The sequence below is a fragment of the Aidingimonas lacisalsi genome (assembly GCF_008079445.1).
Taxonomy (GTDB): Bacteria; Pseudomonadota; Gammaproteobacteria; order Pseudomonadales; family Halomonadaceae; genus Aidingimonas; species Aidingimonas lacisalsi.
The window spans coordinates 202,118-222,178 of sequence record NZ_VRYH01000005.1 but is presented as its reverse complement, the minus strand read 5'-3'; the positions used below and the strand labels follow the sequence as shown (position 1 = coordinate 222,178).

The window sequence follows — 20,061 nt, the reverse complement described above, 5'->3', positions numbered from 1 at the left end:
TCCTCCATTCATCTTTGGTCTAATGTCTGACATTTGGCAGTCAGTGTCCGTCATGCGCCGGTGACTCGTTGACTCTGCATACGCACCTGCCGTGGCGTTTGGCAGGCAGTGCGTATTCGACATGTGCGGTGAGGCGGGCCATGATTACACCATCGTTAACTCGTAGCTTCATTGAGGCGTTGCCAGAGACTCACTATGAACGACATGACGGCCCAGACTGTGTTGGCGTTCTGGTTCGAGGAACTGTCACCGAAACAGTGGTTCATCAAGGACGAGACGTTGGATCGTACGATCACGGAACGCTTCAGCACATTACTCGAAGCGGCCATTCGTGGTGAATGCTGGCGGTGGCGGCAGTCGGCACAAGGGCGTTTGGCGGAAGTCCTGGTGCTGGATCAATTTTCACGCAATATCTATCGTGATACACCGGGCGCCTTTGCTCAGGATCCCCAGGCGCTGGTGCTGGCCCAGGAAGCGGTGGTACGCAAGGTGGATCGGCATCTCGAGCCATCGGAGCGGGCTTTTCTCTATATGCCATTCATGCATAGTGAATCATTGCTGATGCATGATGAGGCCCTGCGGCTGTTCGATCAGCCCGGCCTGGAGGACAACCTGCGTTTCGAGCATCGGCATCGAGAGATCATCGAACGGTTTGGACGGTACCCGCATCGCAATGCCATTCTGGGGCGTGAATCCACTGAGGAAGAGCGGTGCTTTCTACAGGAACCGGGCTCATCATTCTAATCGGAACAGCGGGATGATGGGCATTATTGGAAGATGTCAGCAACAGGAGCGTGAACTATGGGATTGATTGCGTGGTTGATCATCGGTGGGTTGGCAGGCTGGATCGCCGGCAACATCATGCGCGGTGGGGGCTTCGGGATTCTCGGTAATATCGGAGTCGGTATCGTGGGGGCTGTGGTCGGCGGTTTTCTGTTCAGCCTGTTGGGCCTGTCTTCCGGCGGATTCATCGGGTCGCTGGTAACGGCCATCGTGGGTGCCGTGGTGCTATTGTGGGTGGTTGCCAAGATCAAAAAGGCCTAGCGTGCTATTTTGACTTGCCAACGAACCGCTGGATTTGAAGCCGAGCAGTGTCGCGAATTTGGGGCTTGAGTCGGGCGCGGCGCGACATGCCTGGTGTCCCTATATATAAAAGCCGCCCGAAGGCATCCCTTCGGGCGGTGGACGTAGCGCCAGCCGGGCTTGCCGGCACAAACGTGGTTCAGGCTGTCGCTTGAGCCTTGTTGCCGACCAGTTCGGTCAAGCTGGCCTCGATGATATCGAGCCCTTCCTCCAATAGCTTGTCCTCAATGGTGATCGGCATCAGGAAGCGAATGGTGTTACCGTACATCCCGCAAGAGAGCAGAATCAGCCCCTTCTCACGCGCCTTCTTGCACAGTGCACCGGCCAAGTCCGCATCAGGCGTGTGGTCGGCTTTGCTGGAGACTAGCTCGAATGCTGCCATGGCGCCCAGGTTGCGTGGGTTATCGACGCAATCGAAGTCCTGCTGCCATTGGGCAAAGCGTGTGGCCAACTTGTCACCCAGCGCCTGGCTTTTCTCCAGAATATTGTCTTCTTCGAATACCTCGAGAACGGCGAGCGTGGCTGCACAGGAGACCGGGCTGCCGGTATAGGTGCCGCCCAGCGAGTTACCGCCAGAGGCGTCCATGTGCTTGTCGGTACCGACGACCGCTGAAATCGGCATACCATCGGCCATGCTCTTGGCCATGGTCATGATGTCCGGTTCCACACCGCTGTGCTCAATGGCAAACAGCTTGCCGGTTCGGCCGAAGCCGCTCTGGACTTCGTCGATGATCATCAGGATACCGTGCTCGTCGCAGATGTCCCGAATCGCCTGCAGGAAGCTGGGGGACGCAGGGTAGAAACCACCTTCACCCAATACCGGCTCAAGGATGATGGCAGCCGTATCCTTGGGGTTGGCATCGGTCTTCAATGCCATCTTCAGGCCACGCAGCGCCTCATCTTCACTGACACCGTGATAGGGTACGGGGTAGGGGGCGCGGAAAACCGTTCCCGGCATCGGGCCGAAGTCGGTCTGGTAGGGGTTGACCTTGCCGTTCATGGCCATGGTCATGAAGGTGCGGCCATGGTAACCACCATCGAAGCAGATCACATTGGTCTTGCCGGTGGCGGCGCGGGCTACCTTGACGGCATTTTCCAGCGCTTCGGCACCGGAGTTGGCGAGCATGACCTTGGCATGACCACGTACCGGAGTGAGTTGGCTGAGCTTTTCCGCCACTTTCACATAGCTTTCATAAGGCATTACCGTCTGGCAAGTATGCATGACCTTGTCGAGCTGTGCCTTGACTGCTTCGACCACCTTGGGATGGCGATGGCCGATGTTGAGAACGCCGATGCCACCGGCGAAATCGATGAAGCGATTGCCGTCTGCGTCCCAGAGTTCGGCATTTTCTGCACGATCGGCGAACTGAGTGGCGGGGCTGGCGGCACCGCTGGCGACATAACGCTGCTTGAGCTCGTTGAGTTGGGCGTTGTTCATGATCGATCTCCTGTCCAGGAAAGAGTAGGGCGCTCAAAGGCCGCCGATACAGACGTATTTTAGCTCAGTGTATTCATCCAGGCCGTGATGCGATCCTTCACGACCGAGTCCGGATTCCTTGACCCCTCCGAAGGGCGCCAGCTCGGTAGAAAGGAGCCCCTCGTTAACGGCTACCATGCCATATTCAAGGCCTTCCATGACATGCCAGATGCGGCGGTAGTCGTTGGCATAGAAATAGGCGGCCAATCCGAATTCGGTAGCATTGGCCATCGCAATGGCCTCATCATCATGGTCGAATCGGAAAACAGGGGCCAGCGGGCCAAAGGTTTCCTCGGTGGCAACACGCATGTCGTCGGTGACATCGGCGATGACCGTGGGTTGGAAGAAGGTACCGCCGAGCGGATGCGGCTCGCCGCCGCAGATCAGTCGGCCGCCTTGGCTCAAGGCATCCCGAATATGAGACTGTACCTTGTCGACGGCGGCGTCATTGATCAGGGGGCCTTGCACCACGCCTTCTTCAAGTCCGTTACCGACCTTGAGCTCCGTGACGCGCTTGGCCAGTTTTTCCACGAAGGCATCATGCACTCCCGATTGAACGAGGAACCGGTTAGTGCAGACGCAAGTCTGGCCGGAGTTGCGGAATTTGGAAGCAATGGCGCCTTCCACGGCAGCATCGAGATCTGCGTCGTCGAAAACGATGAACGGCGCATTACCGCCCAGTTCCATCGACGCCTTCTTGACGGTCCCGGCGCATTGAGCCAGCAATGTCTTCCCAACCGGCGTTGAACCGGTGAAGGATACCTTGCGGACACGTGGGTCGGTGGTCAGAACCTCACCGATGGCGGCAGGGTCCTTGGCCGTCACGACATTCAATACGCCTGCCGGGAAGCCGACTTGTTCGGCCAGCTTGGCCAATGCCAGTGCGGTCAACGGCGTCGCTTCGGCGGGCTTGATCACTACCGGACAGCCAGCAGCCAGTGCCGGTGCGCACTTGCGTGTGATCATGGCCAAGGGGAAATTCCAGGGGGTAATGGCTGCCACGACACCGATGGGTTCGCGAAATACCAGCAAGCGCTTGTCAGCCCCCTGACTGGGGGGCGTTTCCCCCGCCATTCGTTTGGCTTCTTCGGCATAGAATTCCACAAAGGAGGCACCGTAGGCGACTTCTCCACGCGACTCACCGAGTGGTTTCCCCTGTTCGAGAGTCATCAGCCGTGCCAGGTCGTCTTGATGTGCCATGATCGCGTCGAACCAGGCACGCAATAGGGTAGCGCGTTGCTTGGCCGGTGTTTTTCGCCAGGCTGACCAGGCGGCGTCGGCGGCGGCGACGGCATCTCGTGTATCGGCGGCGGTCAGATCAGGGACGTCGGCCAGGTGGTCTCCTGTGGCGGGGTTGGTCACTGGGAACTGCTGTCTGCCTTCCCGCCAACGACCATTTATGTAAGCTTGGGGGATCAGTAGATCGGGTAACTGGGGCATGTTGACTCCTTGAATGGCACCGATCGGGTTGTAGGCATCATTATCGTGAATGTCATCATATTTGACGGAGTGTGCATTATTTAAAACACGTCGCCAACTCTTTTCTGGTCCACGCGATGGCAGCCGACACGTCATAATATCGAGCCATCGGCGATCGCTTCGCTTTCGGCTACACTAGGCGCCGTTTGGCGAATCGTATTCCGTTGTGCAATAGCCCATGTCGAGGTGAACATTGGTCGATCCCCTTAAAGTTTGGTGGGCCCAGCAGTTGGTGCTTTGCGGTTGGCCATTCGAGCCCGACCCGACCGCCATGGATCCTGAACTCGCTGAAGAGCGCCTTAGGCTCATGGATGTGCAGGATCGCGGTGAGCTGGGTTGGCGTCTGCTCGATGCCTGTACGCCGGAAACGTCGACCCCGGCCGCTCAACTGTCAGCATTGGAGTGGCTGGCACTGGCAACAGCCTCGCGTTGGATGGATGAAGCCCGAGCGCTTGCCTGGGTGCATCACCTGGCAGATGACATAACGAGACGTCACCAAGGTCTGGATGAGTGGTTGCGTGCCGTGCGACGAGCCCGTGGTGCTGAAGGGTGGGTGCTCGGGGACGATGAGTTTCCCCAAGCTTGCGAGGCGTTGGCGACACTGGAACGTGAAGGCGAGGGCATTACCTGGGACCGGCTTGTCGGAGCATTGCAGGCATCGGAGCCGACGTCTTCCCTGTGGGCCGATCCACCGGTATGGCGATTGCGTGCGATGTTCGCCCCCACGCTAATGACGCCAGCCAGAGCTGCATGGGATGCACCCAACGCGGCTGAGTGGTTGCGTCGGGAGTGGGGGGTTACCGGTCGTGATGACCTGGTGCGCACCCTGTTGTGGTTGGCTGGCCAAGGTGACCGCTATCAATGGGACATGGATGCCACTCGGCTGCTCGATATGGAGACATCCGCTCGCTACCGCTGGCTTGCCTCGCTTCAGGATGGCGTACCGTACGGGCGTACCCTGGTCGATTTTGTCTCCCGAGGAGAGCCACTCGAGTGGGCTGCATGGGACTGGTTACGGCTGGTGGAACTCGCTTTTATCGGTGATGGCCTGGCGTGGCTCGATGCCGACGAGGCCCGCGCCTTCGCCGCGCATGCTGCTGATCTGATGTCGCATCGTTACAACGACTGGATCGCTTTGACGAATGCCTATCAGCGAGGCCGGAGCCTGTTCGAGGGACGAGACCTCATGGCGGATATCAAACGCGACTGTGCATCACTTTGGTATTCGCCGGTCAGTCCCTGGCAGCTACCGCTGGCGGAATTGCTCGACGAGCAGACTCGTGACATGGCGCGGGCGACACTACGGGAGTGGCGCAACGGCGCCATGCACTGGGTCCTGACGCTGGCCTCGGTGCGTGAGCCGGGCTTGCTGAGTCGTCAGGCAAGGGTGATGACATCGCCGTCTGACGATCAACGGGAACAGGCAAGGCAACATCTGCGAGAGACGCTGGGGGTATATCCCGGTGACGGTGCGGCGTCACTATCGCGCTTCTGGCTACCTGCCCAAGCGCATCATCTCAATCAATTGGCAGCGGATGCCAGCCATGGGGCCTTGCCACCTACTGAAACCCGGTTAGGAAAACCTGACCCGGGGGCCGTGCAGCAGCGTACCCGGTTGCAGGGCTGTAGCCGCCATGCGGCGACCATTCACATGGCGGAGAAGTTCGCCTTCTATCTGCAATTGGCCATGGACAGCGGTGATTTCGACCCGCGGGAGCTGGAAGCGATGGCCGATGCCTTGCGTAGTGTTCTGTGTCGTTTTTATGGCGATCCCCGCCGTCTGCTTGATGCCTGGGCGGCGTGGGAAACGGCGCTGCCGGAAGATAGTGCCATGTCTCTGGTTCAGGATATCCACTGGCATCGCGATGATCCAGGCAGTCCATTCCATTGGCTCGACTGGCAGATCTCGGCCTGGGATGAGCCGGGGCAGAGGCCTAGTCTCCGACGCTTTACCGCGCTGTCACTGGTGGGGCCGTTGAATCCCAACGTCTGGGGGGAACCGATGGAAGAAAGCGCGCGAGAATGCCAGGCGATTCGCGAGTGGCTAGATGGCCATTATGCTCTGCACGATGGAGACGCCTTACGAGAGTTCCTGGATTTCTTGTTGCATGCCGGTGATCGGCAGGAATATCAGATCAACTATGCGCCTTATACGCTGAACCAGGCGCGTTTAGCCTCGGAAATTGCGATGCTGGAGTCCAGTGAGTGCGATGAAGATGACCGCAATCACCTGCTCAGACTCCAGCGTGTTCGTGATAACGACGCACGTTGCAATGAGGTGGACATGGCTGCCTGGGATGCCGCCCAAGCCGTCGATCTGGCGATGGCCGGCCGACAGCTCGGTTGGCTGAGTGCCGACGACTTCAATGCCTATCTGGATGCGTCGGCGGCACTGGCTGAAGCGCATTATGGAGAGTGGTCGGCCTATGCGGCCGGGTTGTATGCCGGCTTCGCGTTTTTCATGGCGGAGACCGACGAACGAGACACGTTTCTACTGCGCTTCCGGGAAGCCCTGGTCGCCTGGTTGACGGGGGCACCTCCCTTGGCTGGCCCTTGGGCCAGCCTGGACTTCCCTGGTGCCAGACCTCACCATTGGGCGCCCATGCATATCGATACCTTGTTGGGCGATGCCCATACGCTGCATTGATCGATTGGGTATGGCAGGGACGGTGTGTGCCGAGGTGTTGATAGCCAGACTCGCCAAACACGCGAAAGTTGATTATATTCATTAACTTTGTGAGTGACTTGTCGCTTTGCGTTAGGGGCGTGACGCTTTGAGACAGGTCGAATCCAAGAATCATAAACGGGATCGCTAGGATGCTGCGACTTGCAGGATGCTGTCTATTGCTGGCCGGTCTGGCCGGCTGTGCTAGTACAACGACCCAGGATACCGAGGAAGGCGACTATTTCAGTGACAGTTCGGCTCAGGTGCTACCCAATTCGCCATTGGATGGCCCGTTATTGCAGAGTTTCCTGCAGCCGTCGCCCAAGGTGATTCGACAGGCCTTGCTGGAAGAGCATCGACGTTGGGTCGGGACGCCGTATCGCCTGGGTGGAGAGAGTGAATATGGCATCGATTGTTCGGCGCTGGTGCAGGCGGTGTTCGACGAGAGCTTTGATACTCACCTACCTCGCACGACTCAATCACAAGCACTTCAAGGCCATCAAATCCGGCGCGAGCAGTTGGAAGCCGGTGACCTTGTCTTCTTCCGTCCGCCTGGCGTCTATCGGCATGTCGGTATCTATGTCGGGGAAGGCCGCTTCCTGCATGCCTCGAGCTCCCAGGGCGTGATCCTCTCCGATATGGACAATATCTACTGGAGGCGTCACTTCTGGCAGGCCCGTCGTCCCATGGAGCCGACGCGGTTGGCGCAGCGTGCCATGTTGACGCGCTATTCCGGTTCATGACCTCTATCGTCGGCGAGCGCTTGCTGATGATCGATCACATAATCGACGAAGGCCTGTTCGGCACGTGACAGGCCCGTACGAGCCGACCAGGCCAACGACAGGTCGAGCTTGGCCGGCGGATCGAAGGAGACGGCAGTGAGCTCGGGATCATCGATGACGCGTCTCAGGAAGGTCGTAATACCGAAGCCTTGGCGAACGATCGCCTTCGTGAGTGGTATCAGGTTCGATTGAAAGGCGACATCGGCTTCGTGGCCGGTCTTTCGGGCGAGTGCGTCGACGAATTCGCGATGGAAATAGCCATCCTGAAACAGTACCAGCGGCTCGCTGAAGAAGGCATCGGCCGCGACTGCCTCGAGGCCCGCAAAGGGATGGTCGACGGGAACGCAGATGACCATCTCTTCACGCAGAAAATGCCGTCTTGCCAGGGCCTGGCTCGTGGCATCATCCACCACCACGCCCAGATCCAGTTCAGCGTCGTGGATCATCTGTTGCAAGCGTCTCGTCCCCGCCTCGATGACGGTCAGACGAATCCCCGGGTGACTTGCCTTGAAGCCCATCAGTAGTGGCGGGAAATAATAGGAGCCCAGCATCGAAGGGATACCGATACGGACTTCGCCCTTGACCAGGTCGTGGAGCTCCCGCATTGCCAGATGCGCGGCATCGGCGCTAGTCAATAACTCCCTGGCATGATGGCAGAGCGTCTCGCCTTCCGGGGTCAGGGTGATGCGTCGTTCGTGACGATGCAGCAGCTGTACATCCAGGCGTTGCTCCAGGTTGGCGATGGTTTGGCTGATGGCCGATTGGGCGACATGCAATTCCCTGGCGGCCGCACTGAAACCTCCGGCGTCGGCAACATTCACAAGCACACGCAGGGCGCGTAGATCGAAGGGCAAGTTCATAAGTTAATCCGATAGCTCGTATCTTGATGTTCTATTTGGATGATGCCTTGAGACGCGCGATCATGGCCACTCCTGACGGGAGGCATTCATGATCGAAGCATATAGCCGGGAATGGTGGCGGGCGACGCTGGCGCTGTGTCTAGGCTCGTTCACGGTGTTCATCAATCTGTATGCGCCGCAGCCTTTGCTACCGGAGTTGCGACACACGTTCGGGATTTCGACGCTGATCGTCGGATTGGCAATGTCGGCTTCGACACTGACACTGGCTGTGGCGTTGTTGTGCTTCGGCTCGCTTTCCGACGCGATCGGGCGTCGGGCGATCATGCGTGTCACCCTGTTGTTGACGGGCGCATGTTCCCTGGGACTGACGCTGGTGCCAAGTTTCGAGCTGTTGTTGGCCGTGCGTGCGTTGCAAGGATTCGTGCTGGGAGGTCTGCCGGCGGTGGCGATTGCCTGGATGGGTGACGAATTCGACAAACGGGCCTTGATGCTGGCGGTAGGGCTGTATATCAGTGCCAACACGTTGGGCGGTATCGGTGGACGCATCATTGGTGGAACGGCAGCCCAGTTTGGAGGCTGGCAATCCAGCTTTCTGGCTGTCGGGGCGCTTAGCGTGGTGTGTGTGGCGCTCTTCTGGAAACTATTGCCACCGGCACGTCACTTCCAGGCGACCGCCTTTGAGTGGCGATCTGCCCTGGTGTCGATTCGTGGTCATCTTGGGAACCCCGTCCTGCTGGCCGCTTACCTGATCGGTGGACTGAATTTCCTGATTTTCATCAATCAGTACAGCTATATCACGTTTCGGCTGAGTGAGAGTCCGTATGCGTTGAGTACCCAGTGGCTCGGCATGATCTTCCTGACCTATCTGGGAGGCACCTTGGGGTCCGCACTGTCCGGGCGCGTAGCTCAGCGCCTCGCGCAGCCAACCTGCATGATGCTGGGTATCGCGATCCTGATGATTGGGACGCTGATCACGTTGGCCTCATCGCTGACGGTGATCCTCGTCGGGTTGACCATCAATGCCTTCGGTTTCTTCTTTTGCCATTCCATGGCGTCGAGTTGGGTAGGGCGGCAGGCGCTACACGCCCGTGGGAGCGCGTCGGCGCTCTATCTGGTGTTCTATTATGTCGGTGCGAGTCTGGGAGGGTTCTATCTCGAACCGTTCTGGTTACTGGCTGGCTGGCCGGGCGTCGCTACAGCATCGTGGCTGGTGCTGGCATTGACGCTGCTCACTGCAGGGTGGTTGAGACGACGTGAGCGTTCACTCCGAGCGTGCCACTCGGCCATCGGCTAGCCCGCCGGCTTCGTCTTCCCAGACCTCTTCCAGACGCTCCTGACGGCCGCAACCGGATTTGTAGAAGCGGTATCGAACTGGATTTTTCTGATAGTAGTTCTGGTGATATTCCTCGGCGGGATAAAAGGCGTCGAAATCCTCGATCTGAGTCGCGATCGTTCGGTCGAATCGTTCGCTGAGTTCGTCACGGGATTGTTCAGCGAGTTCGCGCTGCATCTCGTTCATCGGGAAGATCGCACTGCGGTAGGAAGCGCCAACATCACAGAACTGCCGGCCTTTGGCAAAGGGGTCGATGTTACGCCAAAAGACGTATAGCAAGTCCGCGTAATCGACCTGGTCGGGATCGTATTCTACCTCGACGACTTCGGCGTGACCGGTACCTCCATCGACGACATCTTCATAGCTGGGCGACTCGACGTCACCGCCGCTGAATCCGGAGGTCGTGGCCAACACGCCTTCGACAGGGTCGAAGGCTTCCTCGACGCACCAGAAACAGCCACCTGCAAAGACGGCTCGTGCCGTATCTCCATTCTCCTCGGCGTGTGTTGCCGATATGATGGCGAGGGACAGGGTGGTGGCACCCAGGTAGCGCAGAAGCGTCGCTGATGACATAGTGCTTTCCTGGTTATTGGATGATGTCTTCTGTTGGATGGCGTCAGCGGCTTACAGTTCACTCATGACAGGGTGAATGGTAAGGAATGCGCGTTATCTTCCACCAAAGGTACAGGCTATTGGCATCAATCTGAAGTCATCTTCGACAGGGAGCGCCTAGCTTGACATCACGCCGACTGATTCTCGTTGCCGCTATCGTTACGATCGTGCTCGCCTTCTTTATCAGCGGGGCTCACGAGGCCCTGACCCTGGAAACGCTCAAATCCCAGCAGAATCAGTTCCAGGACTGGCTTGCCGCTGATCCGCTTGTGGTCGGTGGGGGCTTTTTCGTGATCTATGTCGTCATGGCGGCTTTGTCGCTACCCGGAGCAACGCTGTTGACGGTCCTGGGTGGCGCCTTGTTCGGACTGGGCTGGGGGCTGGCAATCATCTCGTTTGCCAGCACCATCGGGGCGACACTGGCATTCCTGATCGCTCGCACGCTGGCACGTGGAGCGATCGAACGTCGGTTCTCTCGCCAGCTCGAGAGCATCAATCGAGGTATTGCTCGTGAAGGCGCCTTCTACCTGTTCACGCTACGCCTGATTCCGCTCTTTCCGTTCTTCGTCATTAACCTGGTGATGGGCCTGACACGTATGCGCGTCAGGACGTTCTATTGGGTAAGTCAGCTCGGGATGCTACCGGGCACGGCCGTTTTCGTGAACGCCGGGCGTGAATTGGGTGAGCTGGAGTCATTGAGTGGGGTACTGTCGCCGGGCTTGATCCTCTCGTTTGCACTGATCGGCTTTTTCCCTCTGTTGGCAAGGCGTGTGGTGGACATCGTCAAGCGCCGACGCATGGCGCGTCGTTATGGCAAGCCGCAAAGCGCCGATTACGATGTGGTGGTCATCGGTGCGGGGTCCGCCGGACTGGTCGCAAGTTATATAGCGGCGGCCGTCAAGGCCAAGGTCGCTCTGGTCGAAAATGAGCGGATGGGAGGCGATTGTCTCAATACGGGATGCGTCCCCTCCAAAGCGTTGATTGCTTCGGCTCGACGAGCTCAGGCGGTGCGTGAGGCCCCTCGTTATGGGGTCGAGGCCGGTGAACCGAACATCGATTTTACGGCTGTCATGGCTCATGTACACCGCGCCGTTCATGACGTGGCACCACACGACAGTGCAGAGCGTTATCAGGGATTGGGCGTCGAGGTCATCGAGGGACAGGCTCGCTTGCAGACCCCCTGGGAAGTCAGGGTGGGGGAGCGGGTGTTGACTACACGTCATGTGATTGTCGCAACGGGAGCCCGCCCCAGGGTGCCGGCATTACCGGGACTCGATCGTATTGAGGTTCTGACTTCCGACAATCTCTGGCAGCTACAGACACTGCCGCAGCGCCTGGCAATCATCGGGGGTGGCCCGATTGGTTGCGAGATGGGACAGAGTTTTGCGCGACTGGGGAGTCACGTCACGTTGATCCAGCGCGAACGGCAATTGTTGCCGCGAGAAGATGTCGATGTGGCAGCGACTCTCGCCGATCGTCTGGTGAACGAGGGGGTGGATCTGCGACTTGGCTGGCGTGCAGTGCGTGTCGAGAGAGGGCCGGCATATGGCGATGGCGATCATGTGCTGGTGATCGAGCGTGAGGGTGAAACGGGCAATGAGGTGACGCGAATCGTCTTCGATCGCTTGCTGGTGGCGACTGGGCGTCAGGCGAATGTTGCAGGGTTGGGTCTCGATACTCTGGGGATTCAGACCCGGGATGATGGCACGCTGGATGTCGACGATACGCTGCGGAGTCTGCATCCGAATATCTGGGCCTGTGGCGATGTGGCCGGTCCCTATCAACTGACGCATGCCAGTGCTCATCAAGCTTGGCATGCCGCCGTCAATGCATTGTTCGGCGACGTCAAGCGTTTCAGTGTCGATTATCGCTGTCTACCGGTCGTAACCTACTGTGAGCCGGAGGTGGCTCGGGTCGGGCTGAACGAGCGTCAGGCCCAGAAACAGGGCGTTGCCTTCGAACTGACACGTTATGCGTTCAATGAACTGGATCGTGCCATCGCCGAGAACCGCACCGATGGTTTCGTGAAAGTCCTGACTGTGCCGGGAAAGGATCGTATTCTAGGGGTCAGTATCGTGGGGCAGGGGGCGGGAGAACTGCTGGCAGAGTTCACTCTCGCCATGACGCATGGCATCGGCCTCAACAAACTGCTGGGAACCATACACGCCTATCCGACCTGGTCCGAGGCGGTGAAGTCGAGCGCCGGTGTATGGAAAAACGCTCATAAACCCGAACGCCTGCTGGCGCTGCTCGCACGCTATTTCCAATGGCGCCGGCGTTGATCGTTCAGGCTAGCGTGACTGATGGTTGCATGACGAGGAGGCACCATGCTGGATCGTTGGACGATGCCATTGACTCACACTCCGCTGGATGCTCTGGCACGTATACTGGTTCGTTGTCGAGTGACGCCGACTCAAGTGACGGTGGCAGGATTCGCTATTGGCATGTTGGTTGTACCGTTACTGGCCTGGGAATTCTATGGCTGGGCACTGGTGGTCATCATCGTCAATCGATTGGCGGATGGTATCGATGGCGCTTTGGCGAGACGCACCCACTCAGCCAGTGATGCGGGAGGGTTCCTCGATATTGGCCTGGATTTCCTCTTTTACGCTGCTGTCGTTCTCGGGTTCGCCCTGGCCGATCCTATCGCCAATGGCGTAGCAGCAGCCCTGTTGTTGTTCGCTTTCGTGGGCACGGGCAGCTCGTTCCTGGCCTTCGCGATCATGGCCGCCAAGCACCGGCTGGAACGTCCCCAGTTCGAACAGAAAGCCTTTTACTATCTGCATGGCCTGACGGAGGGGACCGAAACGGTCGTGGCGTTCATCGTCTTTTGTCTATGGCCGTTGCATTTCCCCTGGTTGGCGACCGTATTTGCCGCTGCCTGTCTAGTAACGACAGCAACGCGCCTGTGCGGGGGGTATGCAACATTGAAGCGTCAGGGAAGGGACGGCAACAGCGAGTGAAATGAGATCGGTCAGCATAAAAAAGAGCAGCGCGAAGCTGCTCTTTTCCTGAATGACTTGCATCGTTCCGGGCGTGCCCCGACGACGCAATTCTCTATCAGTGTTCTTCGTCGCCTTCGCCTTCGCCATGGACGTGGCCATGCTCCAGTTCTTCCTGGCTGGCTTCACGTACCTCAGCGATTTCAACATCGAAGTTCAGTGTCTGGCCAGCCAGCGGATGGTTGCCATCGACCGTAACGGTGTCGCCTTCGACCTCGGTCACAGTGACCATCAAGGGGCCGCCTTGAGTCTGTGCCTGGAACTGCATGCCCGGCTCAACCTGATCGACACCCTGGAAGGCATCGCGCGGGACTTCCTGCACCAGCGACGGCTGAGTGTCGCCATAGCCTTCGGCGGGTTCAACAGTTACCTGCAGCTTTTCACCGCTCTCGCGGCCTTCCAGCTCTTTCTCCAAGCCCGGAATGATGTTTCCGGCGCCATGCAGGTAGGTCAGGGGGTCGCGGCCTTCCGAGCTGTCCAGCACATCCCCTGATTCGTTGGTCAGGGTATAGTGGAACGCGACAACGGAGTTCTGCGCAATCTGCATTGAGGGACCTTTCGGTGAGTACATGTCATTATCATGGTAACGTGACATCCTTGGACCTGTCAGGGGCATCTGGAATTTTTTCACTTTTCGTCGGTGCGCCTTGACGTTGATGCAAGCAGTGAAAGCACGGTTGCGCTGCATTTCTCGCTAAGGATAGGCTGGCGATATAGGATTATCCGAGCGGCACTTCGAATGCCGCCACTCTTGCTGATGTACGATAGTACGTACCCGGAGGTAGCCCATGACCGTGACGTTGATCTGGTTGGTCGCTTTTGGCGTGATTTTGTATCTGTGCCTACGTAGCTGGGCTGGTACGTTAGAGCCGTTTCTTGATGGCAAGCTGCCTCGGCAGTTGCAGAGTGACCGGGACGATCGCTGGATCTGGTCGCCGGCGATTGCCGTGCTCGGGGCGACATTCATCGTGCGCCCTATCGAGATGCTGATGACATTGATCGTGCTGGCGCTGGTGTTGTGGCTGGGCAAATGGCTAGTGTGTCTGGGAATGAGTCGGGTCAAACTGCACTGAGTGGCAATGCTTGTCACCTGCACATCGATCAGGGCCCGCAAGTTTGTTTGCGGGCCCTGTCGTGGTGATGACTCCGGTGGCTGACTCAGTAAGGCGCAACGCTCATGTTGGCGCCACTGCCGATCAAGCGTACACGTTGACCGACGTCCAGGCTGCCAGCTCTGTCCTGACGTTGCACGACGACGACATTTTGGCCATTGTCTTGCTGAACTTCGATTTCCAGGGCATTGGTACGGTTGGCTGCATCTTCGATCTTGCGACCCGCAACGCTACCGCCCAAGGCGCCGGCTGCCGTCGCTATCGTACGTCCTGAACCGCCTCCGACCTGATTGCCCAGCAAGCCGCCGATGACGGCACCGCCGAGTCCACCAATGACACCACTGTTCTGATCTTCGGCCTGGATCTGGACGGGGCGAATGGCGGTGATGGTGCCGTAGCTGACGCGTTGCGCCGTCTCTGCCTGACTGCCGCGATAGACATCGCCCGAGTAGGGACTGGTGTTGGCACATCCGGCCAATGTCAGCACGCTGATACCCAATACGAGAAGAAGACGCTTCATGGTAGGACCTCCTGATACACCCATAGGAACCTCATTTCCTTGTCGAGGATTGTAGAACAGTGTTTTGTAACTCGTCCACTCTTTAGGCCGGTTAGGGGCCAGCGGATTATTGTCCCCCAGTGTAGCGCGTGAGACGCATAAATAATGTGTAAAAATGCGAAAAAACGGGAAGGCATGAGCCTTCCCGAAGGATCGGGAGTCTATCGCGATGCATTGTCGTACGTGCTAGCCGAACTGATTCATGGTGTTGTCCTTGCCACTCGCCTTGAGAGCGCCATCGCCGGCAAAGTACTCTTTGTGATCGTCTCCCAGATTGGAGCCGGCCATGTCCTGATGCTTGACGCAGGCAAGACCTTCGCGAATTTCCCGCCGTTGCACGCCCATTACATAAGCCAGCATGCCATCCTCACCGAAATATCCCTTGGCCAGTTCGTCGGTGGACAGGGCCGCCGTGTGATAAGTGGGCAGCGTGATCAGGTGATGGAAAACACCCGCTTGTTGTGACGCGTCACGCTGGAAGTTACGGGTCCACTCATCGGCTACGGCGGCCAGTTCACTATCGTCATACTTGGCATCCATCAGCTGATCGCGGTCATATTCGGACACGTTTCTTCCTTCCTGCTGCCAGGCATCGAAGACTTGCTGGCGGAAATTGAGTGTCCAGTTGAAGGAGGGAGAATTATTGTAGACCAGCTTGGCGTCGGGCACGACACTGCGTACGCGATCGACCATCTTGGCAATTTGCCCGACATGGGGTTTTTCCGTCTCGATCCACAACAGGTCAGCTCCGTGCTGCAGGCTGGTGATACAGTCCAGAACCACGCGGTCCTCGCCGGTTCCGGAGCGGAAGCGGTAGAGGCCATTGGCCAGACGTAGTGGCTTGCGCAGTTCGCCATCCTGTTTGATGACGGTGTCGCCCTCGTTGATGTCATCGCTGGTATCGATCGGTACGGTGTAAAGGTAACTGTTGTACTGATCGGCCAGGTCGCCAGGTTCCTTGCTGACCGGTAATTTCTGGGTCAGGCCGGCCCCTAGCGAGTCGGTACGCGCAACGATGACGCCATCGTCGACTCCCAGTTCCAGGAAGGCGTAACGAATGGCATTGATCTTGGCCAGGAAATCCTCATGGGGCACGGTGACCTTGCCATCCTGGTGGCCACACTGCTTGGCATCGGAGACCTGGTTCTCGATCTGCAAGCAGCAGGCGCCGGCTTCGATCATCTTCTTGGCCAGCAAGTACGTCGCCTCCTCATTGCCGAAACCGGCGTCGATATCGGCAATGATCGGAACGACATGGGTTTCGAAATTGTCGATCCGTGTCTGTACAGCCCGAGTGGCAACGTCGTCACCATGTTGGCGAGCGTCATCGAGTTCATGGAACAAATGCCCCAGTTCTCGCGCATCGGCCTGGTGAAGGAAGCTGTAGAGTTCCTCGATCAATGCCGGCACGCTGGTTTTTTCGTGCATGGACTGGTCGGGGAGTGGGCCGAATTCGCTACGCATGGCGGCGATCATCCACCCGGAAAGGTACAGGTAGCGCTTATCCGTCGTGCCATGATGACGCTTGACTGCCAGCATTTTTTGTTGACCGATGAAGCCGTGCCAGCATCCCAGCGACTGGGTATAGCGTGAAGGATCGACATCGTACTCTGCCATGTCCCGGCGCATGATACCCGCCGTATACCTGGCGATATCCAATCCGGTCTGGAAGCGGTTCTGCACCTTGAGTCGGGCGACATATTCCGGATTGATCGTGCTCCATCGCTCATCATGGGTCTCGCAGAGTCGTGTGCTGGCTCTGAGTGCATCTTGGTATGTCGACATAGCGCTATCCTCTCTCGTTTGTCAGTGTTATCGAGTGACTTTTTTCAGCACTGTTTCCCGTCGTTGACAGATTCTTGTCTATGCTGCGATGGCGAAGAGATGTCGAAGGAAGCGTAGCGTTTTCCCTTGCCATGGCTGAAACTATTGTCGATAAATAGCGCCATCCACAATTATTATTTGGGGGTAATTAGCGTTGTAACCTGACTACATTCAGGGCTTTGGTAGGCCCGTCATGTAGTGAAATTTCGTGGCGTTATCACAAGGCGGGAAAATCAATCGGATAGCGGTAGTCGCATATGGAAGTGAGGGATGCCGGCATCAACGAATTCGCTGCCAAAAGGCTCAAAACCCAGCCGCTGGTAAAATGCCAGGGCGTGGGTCTGGGCGGCCAGCTCGACGCGAGGGTGGCCGGCTTTGCCGGCGGCATCGATAGCGGCATGCATGAGTGCCTGGCCAATGCCTAGACCCCGGCCGTGGGGAAGTACCGCCACGCGGCCTATGTGGCCATCAGGTAGCAGGCGCGCGGTACCCATGGCTTCCTGATCATGCCAGGCGAGGAAATGTAGGCTGTCATCGTCGCGCCCATCCCACTCTTCGTGCTTGGGTACATTCTGCTCCTCGATGAATACCAGACGGCGTATCTCGCTGGCCAGTTGACCCAGAGCGGCCCAATTTCCCTGGTCGACCGTCAGCCTGCTCACTCCATGTCCTCGACGATCTGGTCGTCATCGAGCGGCCAAGCCAGGCTGCCCCGGTCGACGAGCGAGGCCAGCAGAGCAGCGGCATCTGCATAGGTCAGGAGGGCGTCGGTGATCGGTGCATCGGACGCGAGATGACGAGCCAGCGGTAGTGCGCAGTCGATACCGTCACCATCGACGAACAACGTGGCGCTGGCATCGTCAAGGCGGCGCCAGGCAAAGCGGGATCCTGGAGTACGTTCCAACGACTGTCCCGCCTGTAATTCGACAACAAGCGCCTGGGTATCGGTCGGGGACTCCGTCGGGACCAACTGGTCGACATATTTGGGTTGAGTCATGACACGACCGAACCATTGGGCCAATTGGGTCGGATCGTCGAGGGTCTCGAGGATCAATGAACGCATACGCGAGAGTGCTTCGTCATTGACTTCACCAGGATCGGCTGGCGGTGTCATGGCGGCATCGGAATACCGATGCGACGCGGGTTGATGCTCGCCGACATAGTCCGCAAACGAGGTAATGGCCTCGTCGGCGGAGGGGGCGCGAAAGCCGATCGAATAGGTCAGGCAGTCGTCGGTTCGGCTGACGCCATGATGAGCGATACCGGGTGGCAGGTAGAGCATGTCGCCAGGTTCGAGCACCCAGTCCTGGCTGGCATCGACTTCGAAATGCCGGAGTATCTTGAGGTCGATGCCTTCAATGATCGGGGCGTCTTCGGACACATGGCCACCGAGTTGCCAATGGCGTTGGCCACTGCCTTGCAGCAGGAAGACATCGTACTGATCGACATGAGGACCGACATTACCGCCGGGCGGTGCATAGCTGATCATGATGTCGTCTAGGCGCCACCGTGGTACGAAAGTGAAGTGCTCAAGCAGTTCGGCGACTTCGGGCACGTAATGATCCACGGCCTGGACGAGTAGCGTCCAGTCGCGTTCGGGGAGGGTGCTGAACGTTTCGTCATTGAACGGCCCCTCGTGAATCTGCCAGGACCCATTGGCACCATGCATGTCGACAAGCCGCGCCTCGACCCCTTCTTCACAGGCGAGTCCGGCCAGATCGTTCGGGTCGAGTGGGCTCTCGAAATCCGGAAATGCGCCACGAATCAGCAACGGCTTGCGTTGCCAATAATCACGCAGGAATTCGGTGGCTGTCAGCCCACCGAGTTGTCGTAAAGGCGTATCGGGAGACATGCGCACCACCTCCGTTCATAGGGCCATATGCTTGCTCGTGGCTTAAAGTCTGCGTGCCTGAGCTGCGGCATTACCGATGTAGGTAGCCGGTGTCAGGGATTTGAGTTCGGCCTTGACCGTAGCCGGCAATTCCAGCGAATCGATGAAGGCGGCGAAGCCGACCTGGTCGATACGTTTCCCCCGAGTCAGTTCCTTGAGTTTCTCGTAAGGTTGTTCGATGCCGTAACGACGCATGACGGTTTGAATCGGTTCGGCCAGGACTTCCCAACTGGCATCCAGGTCTTCCGCCAGACGCTCGGGGTTGGCTTCGAGTTTGTCTATCCCTTTCAAGGTCGCTTGGTAGGCGATCAGTCCATGGGCCAGCCCGACCCCAAGGTTGCGAAGTACCGTCGAGTCGGTGAGGTCGCGCTGCCAACGGGAGATCGGGAGCTTCTCGGCCAGATGAGCGAGAATGGCATTGGCCATACCCAGGTTGCCCTCGGCATTCTCGAAGTCGATCGGGTTGACCTTGTGCGGCATCGTCGAAGAGCCGATCTCGCCGGCAACGGTTCGTTGCTTGAAATACCCCAGCGAGATATATCCCCACACATCGCGATCGAAGTCGATCAGTATCGTATGGAAACGTGCCATCGCATCGAACAGTTCGGCAATGTAGTCGTGGGGTTCGATCTGGGTCGTGTAGGGGTTGAAGCTCAGTCCCAGAGTTTCGACGAAGATACGGGCATTGTCTTCCCAGTCTACCTCCGGGTACGTCGTCAAATGGGCGTTGTAGTTGCCGACCGCGCCGTTGATCTTGCCCATCAGTTCGATACGTTCGATCTGTCGCAGTTGGCGTTGCAAGCGATGGGCGACATTGGCCATCTCCTTGCCCAGCGTCGTGGGGGTAGCCGTCTGACCATGGGTTCGTGACAGCATGGGCTGCTCGGCATGGTCATGTGCCAGCCCCACGATGGCATCGGTGACCTCCTGCATGGCGGGGAGCAGAACGTTGAGACCGCCCTTGAGCATCAAGGCGTGCGACAGGTTGTTGATGTCCTCGCTGGTGCAGGCGAAGTGCACGAATTCACTGATGGCATGCAGCTCGGGTTGCTCGGCGATCCGCTCCTTGATGAAGTATTCGACCGCCTTGACGTCATGGTTGGTGATACTCTCGATCTGCTTGATGCGTGCGGCATCGGCTTCGGCAAAGTCTTGCACCAGGGTGTTCAGGAATGCCGTCGCTGCGGCGGACAGCGGAGGGACCTCAACGATACCCGGGTGAGAAGCCAGGCGTTCCAGCCAGCGGACCTCGACGACGACGCGAGCACGAATCAGCCCGAATTCGCTGACGTGTTCGCGCAGGGCTGCTGTCTTGTTGCCGTAGCGGCCATCGATGGGGGATAAGGCTGTCAGGGATGAAAGTTGCATGGTCGTCGTCCAGA

Annotated in this window: 18 protein-coding genes; 8 read left to right on the top strand and 10 right to left on the bottom strand. The window is 58.3% G+C overall.

Annotated features, from left to right (window positions below; genetic code table 11):
- Positions 1-195: 195 nt before the first annotated feature.
- Positions 196-744, top strand: a complete 549-nt coding sequence (locus FVV99_RS12435; protein ID WP_201745085.1) for a DUF924 family protein — start codon at positions 196-198, stop codon at positions 742-744.
- A 57-nt stretch (positions 745-801) separates the two neighbouring features.
- Positions 802-1,044 (top strand): GlsB/YeaQ/YmgE family stress response membrane protein, encoded by a 243-nt coding sequence (locus FVV99_RS12430; RefSeq protein ID WP_148254394.1) that lies wholly within the window; start codon positions 802-804, stop codon positions 1,042-1,044.
- A 178-nt stretch (positions 1,045-1,222) separates the two neighbouring features.
- On the opposite strand, the gene gabT is transcribed toward FVV99_RS12430, so the two are convergent.
- Together gabT and FVV99_RS12420 are read right to left on the bottom strand one after the other, a co-directional pair.
- Entirely contained in the window at positions 1,223-2,521 is a 1,299-nt protein-coding gene (gene gabT, locus FVV99_RS12425; RefSeq protein WP_148254393.1) for a 4-aminobutyrate--2-oxoglutarate transaminase, read from the bottom strand.
- A gap of 33 nt (positions 2,522-2,554) precedes the next feature.
- On the bottom strand, positions 2,555-4,000 hold the full coding sequence (locus FVV99_RS12420) for an NAD-dependent succinate-semialdehyde dehydrogenase (RefSeq protein WP_148254392.1): 1,446 nt from the start codon (positions 3,998-4,000) through the stop codon (positions 2,555-2,557).
- 232 nt (positions 4,001-4,232) lie between these two features.
- Here FVV99_RS12420 and FVV99_RS12415 point away from each other — a divergent pair, with 232 nt between their 5' ends.
- Together FVV99_RS12415 and FVV99_RS12410 are read left to right on the top strand one after the other, a co-directional pair.
- Complete coding sequence (locus tag FVV99_RS12415; protein WP_201745084.1) at positions 4,233-6,686, top strand: DUF1266 domain-containing protein; 2,454 nt, start codon at positions 4,233-4,235, stop codon at positions 6,684-6,686.
- A 170-nt stretch (positions 6,687-6,856) separates the two neighbouring features.
- Positions 6,857-7,447, top strand: a complete 591-nt coding sequence (locus FVV99_RS12410) for a C40 family peptidase (RefSeq protein WP_148254391.1) — start codon at positions 6,857-6,859, stop codon at positions 7,445-7,447.
- Here FVV99_RS12410 and FVV99_RS12405 read toward each other — a convergent pair.
- On the bottom strand, positions 7,432-8,346 hold the full coding sequence (locus tag FVV99_RS12405) for a LysR family transcriptional regulator (protein WP_148254390.1): 915 nt from the start codon (positions 8,344-8,346) through the stop codon (positions 7,432-7,434). The genes FVV99_RS12410 and FVV99_RS12405 overlap by 16 nt on opposite strands.
- An 88-nt stretch (positions 8,347-8,434) precedes the next feature.
- Here FVV99_RS12405 and FVV99_RS12400 point away from each other — a divergent pair, with 88 nt between their 5' ends.
- Entirely contained in the window at positions 8,435-9,640 is a 1,206-nt protein-coding gene (locus FVV99_RS12400; RefSeq protein ID WP_148254389.1) for an MFS transporter, read from the top strand.
- Here the strand turns inward: FVV99_RS12400 and msrA are convergent.
- Positions 9,608-10,252, bottom strand: coding sequence for a peptide-methionine (S)-S-oxide reductase MsrA (gene msrA / locus FVV99_RS12395; RefSeq protein WP_148254388.1), 645 nt, complete (start codon positions 10,250-10,252; stop codon positions 9,608-9,610). The genes FVV99_RS12400 and msrA overlap by 33 nt on opposite strands.
- A gap of 161 nt (positions 10,253-10,413) precedes the next feature.
- Between msrA and FVV99_RS12390 the strand changes: the two genes are divergently transcribed.
- Complete coding sequence (locus FVV99_RS12390) at positions 10,414-12,573, top strand: FAD-dependent oxidoreductase (protein WP_148254387.1); 2,160 nt, start codon at positions 10,414-10,416, stop codon at positions 12,571-12,573.
- Positions 12,574-12,618: 45 nt separating this feature from the next.
- A complete protein-coding gene (locus FVV99_RS12385) occupies positions 12,619-13,254 on the top strand; it encodes a CDP-alcohol phosphatidyltransferase family protein (RefSeq protein WP_148254386.1) in 636 nt (211 codons plus the stop codon).
- A 97-nt stretch (positions 13,255-13,351) separates the two neighbouring features.
- Here the strand turns inward: FVV99_RS12385 and slyD are convergent, their stop codons facing one another.
- On the bottom strand, positions 13,352-13,840 hold the full coding sequence (gene slyD, locus FVV99_RS12380) for a peptidylprolyl isomerase (RefSeq protein WP_148254538.1): 489 nt from the start codon (positions 13,838-13,840) through the stop codon (positions 13,352-13,354).
- A gap of 241 nt (positions 13,841-14,081) precedes the next feature.
- Between slyD and FVV99_RS12375 the strand changes: the two genes are divergently transcribed.
- The gene (locus tag FVV99_RS12375) at positions 14,082-14,366 is read left to right on the top strand and encodes a hypothetical protein (protein WP_148254385.1); all 285 of its coding nucleotides are present in this window, start codon (positions 14,082-14,084) and stop codon (positions 14,364-14,366) included.
- An 85-nt stretch (positions 14,367-14,451) separates the two neighbouring features.
- Here the strand turns inward: FVV99_RS12375 and FVV99_RS12370 are convergent, their stop codons facing one another.
- The 5 genes from FVV99_RS12370 to purB form a co-directional block, all read right to left on the bottom strand.
- The gene (locus FVV99_RS12370) at positions 14,452-14,925 is read right to left on the bottom strand and encodes an outer membrane lipoprotein (RefSeq protein ID WP_148254384.1); all 474 of its coding nucleotides are present in this window, start codon (positions 14,923-14,925) and stop codon (positions 14,452-14,454) included.
- A gap of 225 nt (positions 14,926-15,150) precedes the next feature.
- On the bottom strand, positions 15,151-16,749 hold the full coding sequence (locus tag FVV99_RS12365) for an isocitrate lyase (protein WP_148254383.1): 1,599 nt from the start codon (positions 16,747-16,749) through the stop codon (positions 15,151-15,153).
- A 272-nt stretch (positions 16,750-17,021) separates the two neighbouring features.
- The gene (locus tag FVV99_RS12360) at positions 17,022-17,450 is read right to left on the bottom strand and encodes a GNAT family N-acetyltransferase (protein ID WP_148254382.1); all 429 of its coding nucleotides are present in this window, start codon (positions 17,448-17,450) and stop codon (positions 17,022-17,024) included.
- Positions 17,447-18,640 carry a cupin domain-containing protein gene (locus tag FVV99_RS12355; protein WP_148254381.1) on the bottom strand — a complete coding sequence of 398 codons (1,194 nt, stop codon included), beginning with the start codon at positions 18,638-18,640 and terminating at the stop codon, positions 17,447-17,449. Before FVV99_RS12355 ends, FVV99_RS12360 begins: the two co-directional genes overlap by 4 nt.
- A gap of 42 nt (positions 18,641-18,682) precedes the next feature.
- Entirely contained in the window at positions 18,683-20,047 is a 1,365-nt protein-coding gene (gene purB / locus FVV99_RS12350) for an adenylosuccinate lyase (RefSeq protein WP_148254380.1), read from the bottom strand.
- Positions 20,048-20,061: the final 14 nt, after the last annotated feature.

Coding starts and splice junctions, on each gene's coding strand:
- gabT (WP_148254393.1), bottom strand. CDS start 2,521: ATGAACAACGCCCAACTCAACGAGCTCAAGCAGCGTTATGTCGCCAGC.
- FVV99_RS12405 (WP_148254390.1), bottom strand. CDS start 8,346: ATGAACTTGCCCTTCGATCTACGCGCCCTGCGTGTGCTTGTGAATGTT.
- FVV99_RS12410 (WP_148254391.1), top strand. CDS start 6,857: ATGCTGCGACTTGCAGGATGCTGTCTATTGCTGGCCGGTCTGGCCGGC.
- FVV99_RS12420 (WP_148254392.1), bottom strand. CDS start 4,000: ATGCCCCAGTTACCCGATCTACTGATCCCCCAAGCTTACATAAATGGT.
- FVV99_RS12435 (WP_201745085.1), top strand. CDS start 196: ATGAACGACATGACGGCCCAGACTGTGTTGGCGTTCTGGTTCGAGGAA.
- purB (WP_148254380.1), bottom strand. CDS start 20,047: ATGCAACTTTCATCCCTGACAGCCTTATCCCCCATCGATGGCCGCTAC.
- FVV99_RS12365 (WP_148254383.1), bottom strand. CDS start 16,749: ATGTCGACATACCAAGATGCACTCAGAGCCAGCACACGACTCTGCGAG.
- FVV99_RS12375 (WP_148254385.1), top strand. CDS start 14,082: ATGACCGTGACGTTGATCTGGTTGGTCGCTTTTGGCGTGATTTTGTAT.
- FVV99_RS12385 (WP_148254386.1), top strand. CDS start 12,619: ATGCTGGATCGTTGGACGATGCCATTGACTCACACTCCGCTGGATGCT.
- FVV99_RS12430 (WP_148254394.1), top strand. CDS start 802: ATGGGATTGATTGCGTGGTTGATCATCGGTGGGTTGGCAGGCTGGATC.
- FVV99_RS12370 (WP_148254384.1), bottom strand. CDS start 14,925: ATGAAGCGTCTTCTTCTCGTATTGGGTATCAGCGTGCTGACATTGGCC.
- slyD (WP_148254538.1), bottom strand. CDS start 13,840: ATGCAGATTGCGCAGAACTCCGTTGTCGCGTTCCACTATACCCTGACC.
- FVV99_RS12400 (WP_148254389.1), top strand. CDS start 8,435: ATGATCGAAGCATATAGCCGGGAATGGTGGCGGGCGACGCTGGCGCTG.
- msrA (WP_148254388.1), bottom strand. CDS start 10,252: ATGTCATCAGCGACGCTTCTGCGCTACCTGGGTGCCACCACCCTGTCC.
- FVV99_RS12355 (WP_148254381.1), bottom strand. CDS start 18,640: ATGTCTCCCGATACGCCTTTACGACAACTCGGTGGGCTGACAGCCACC.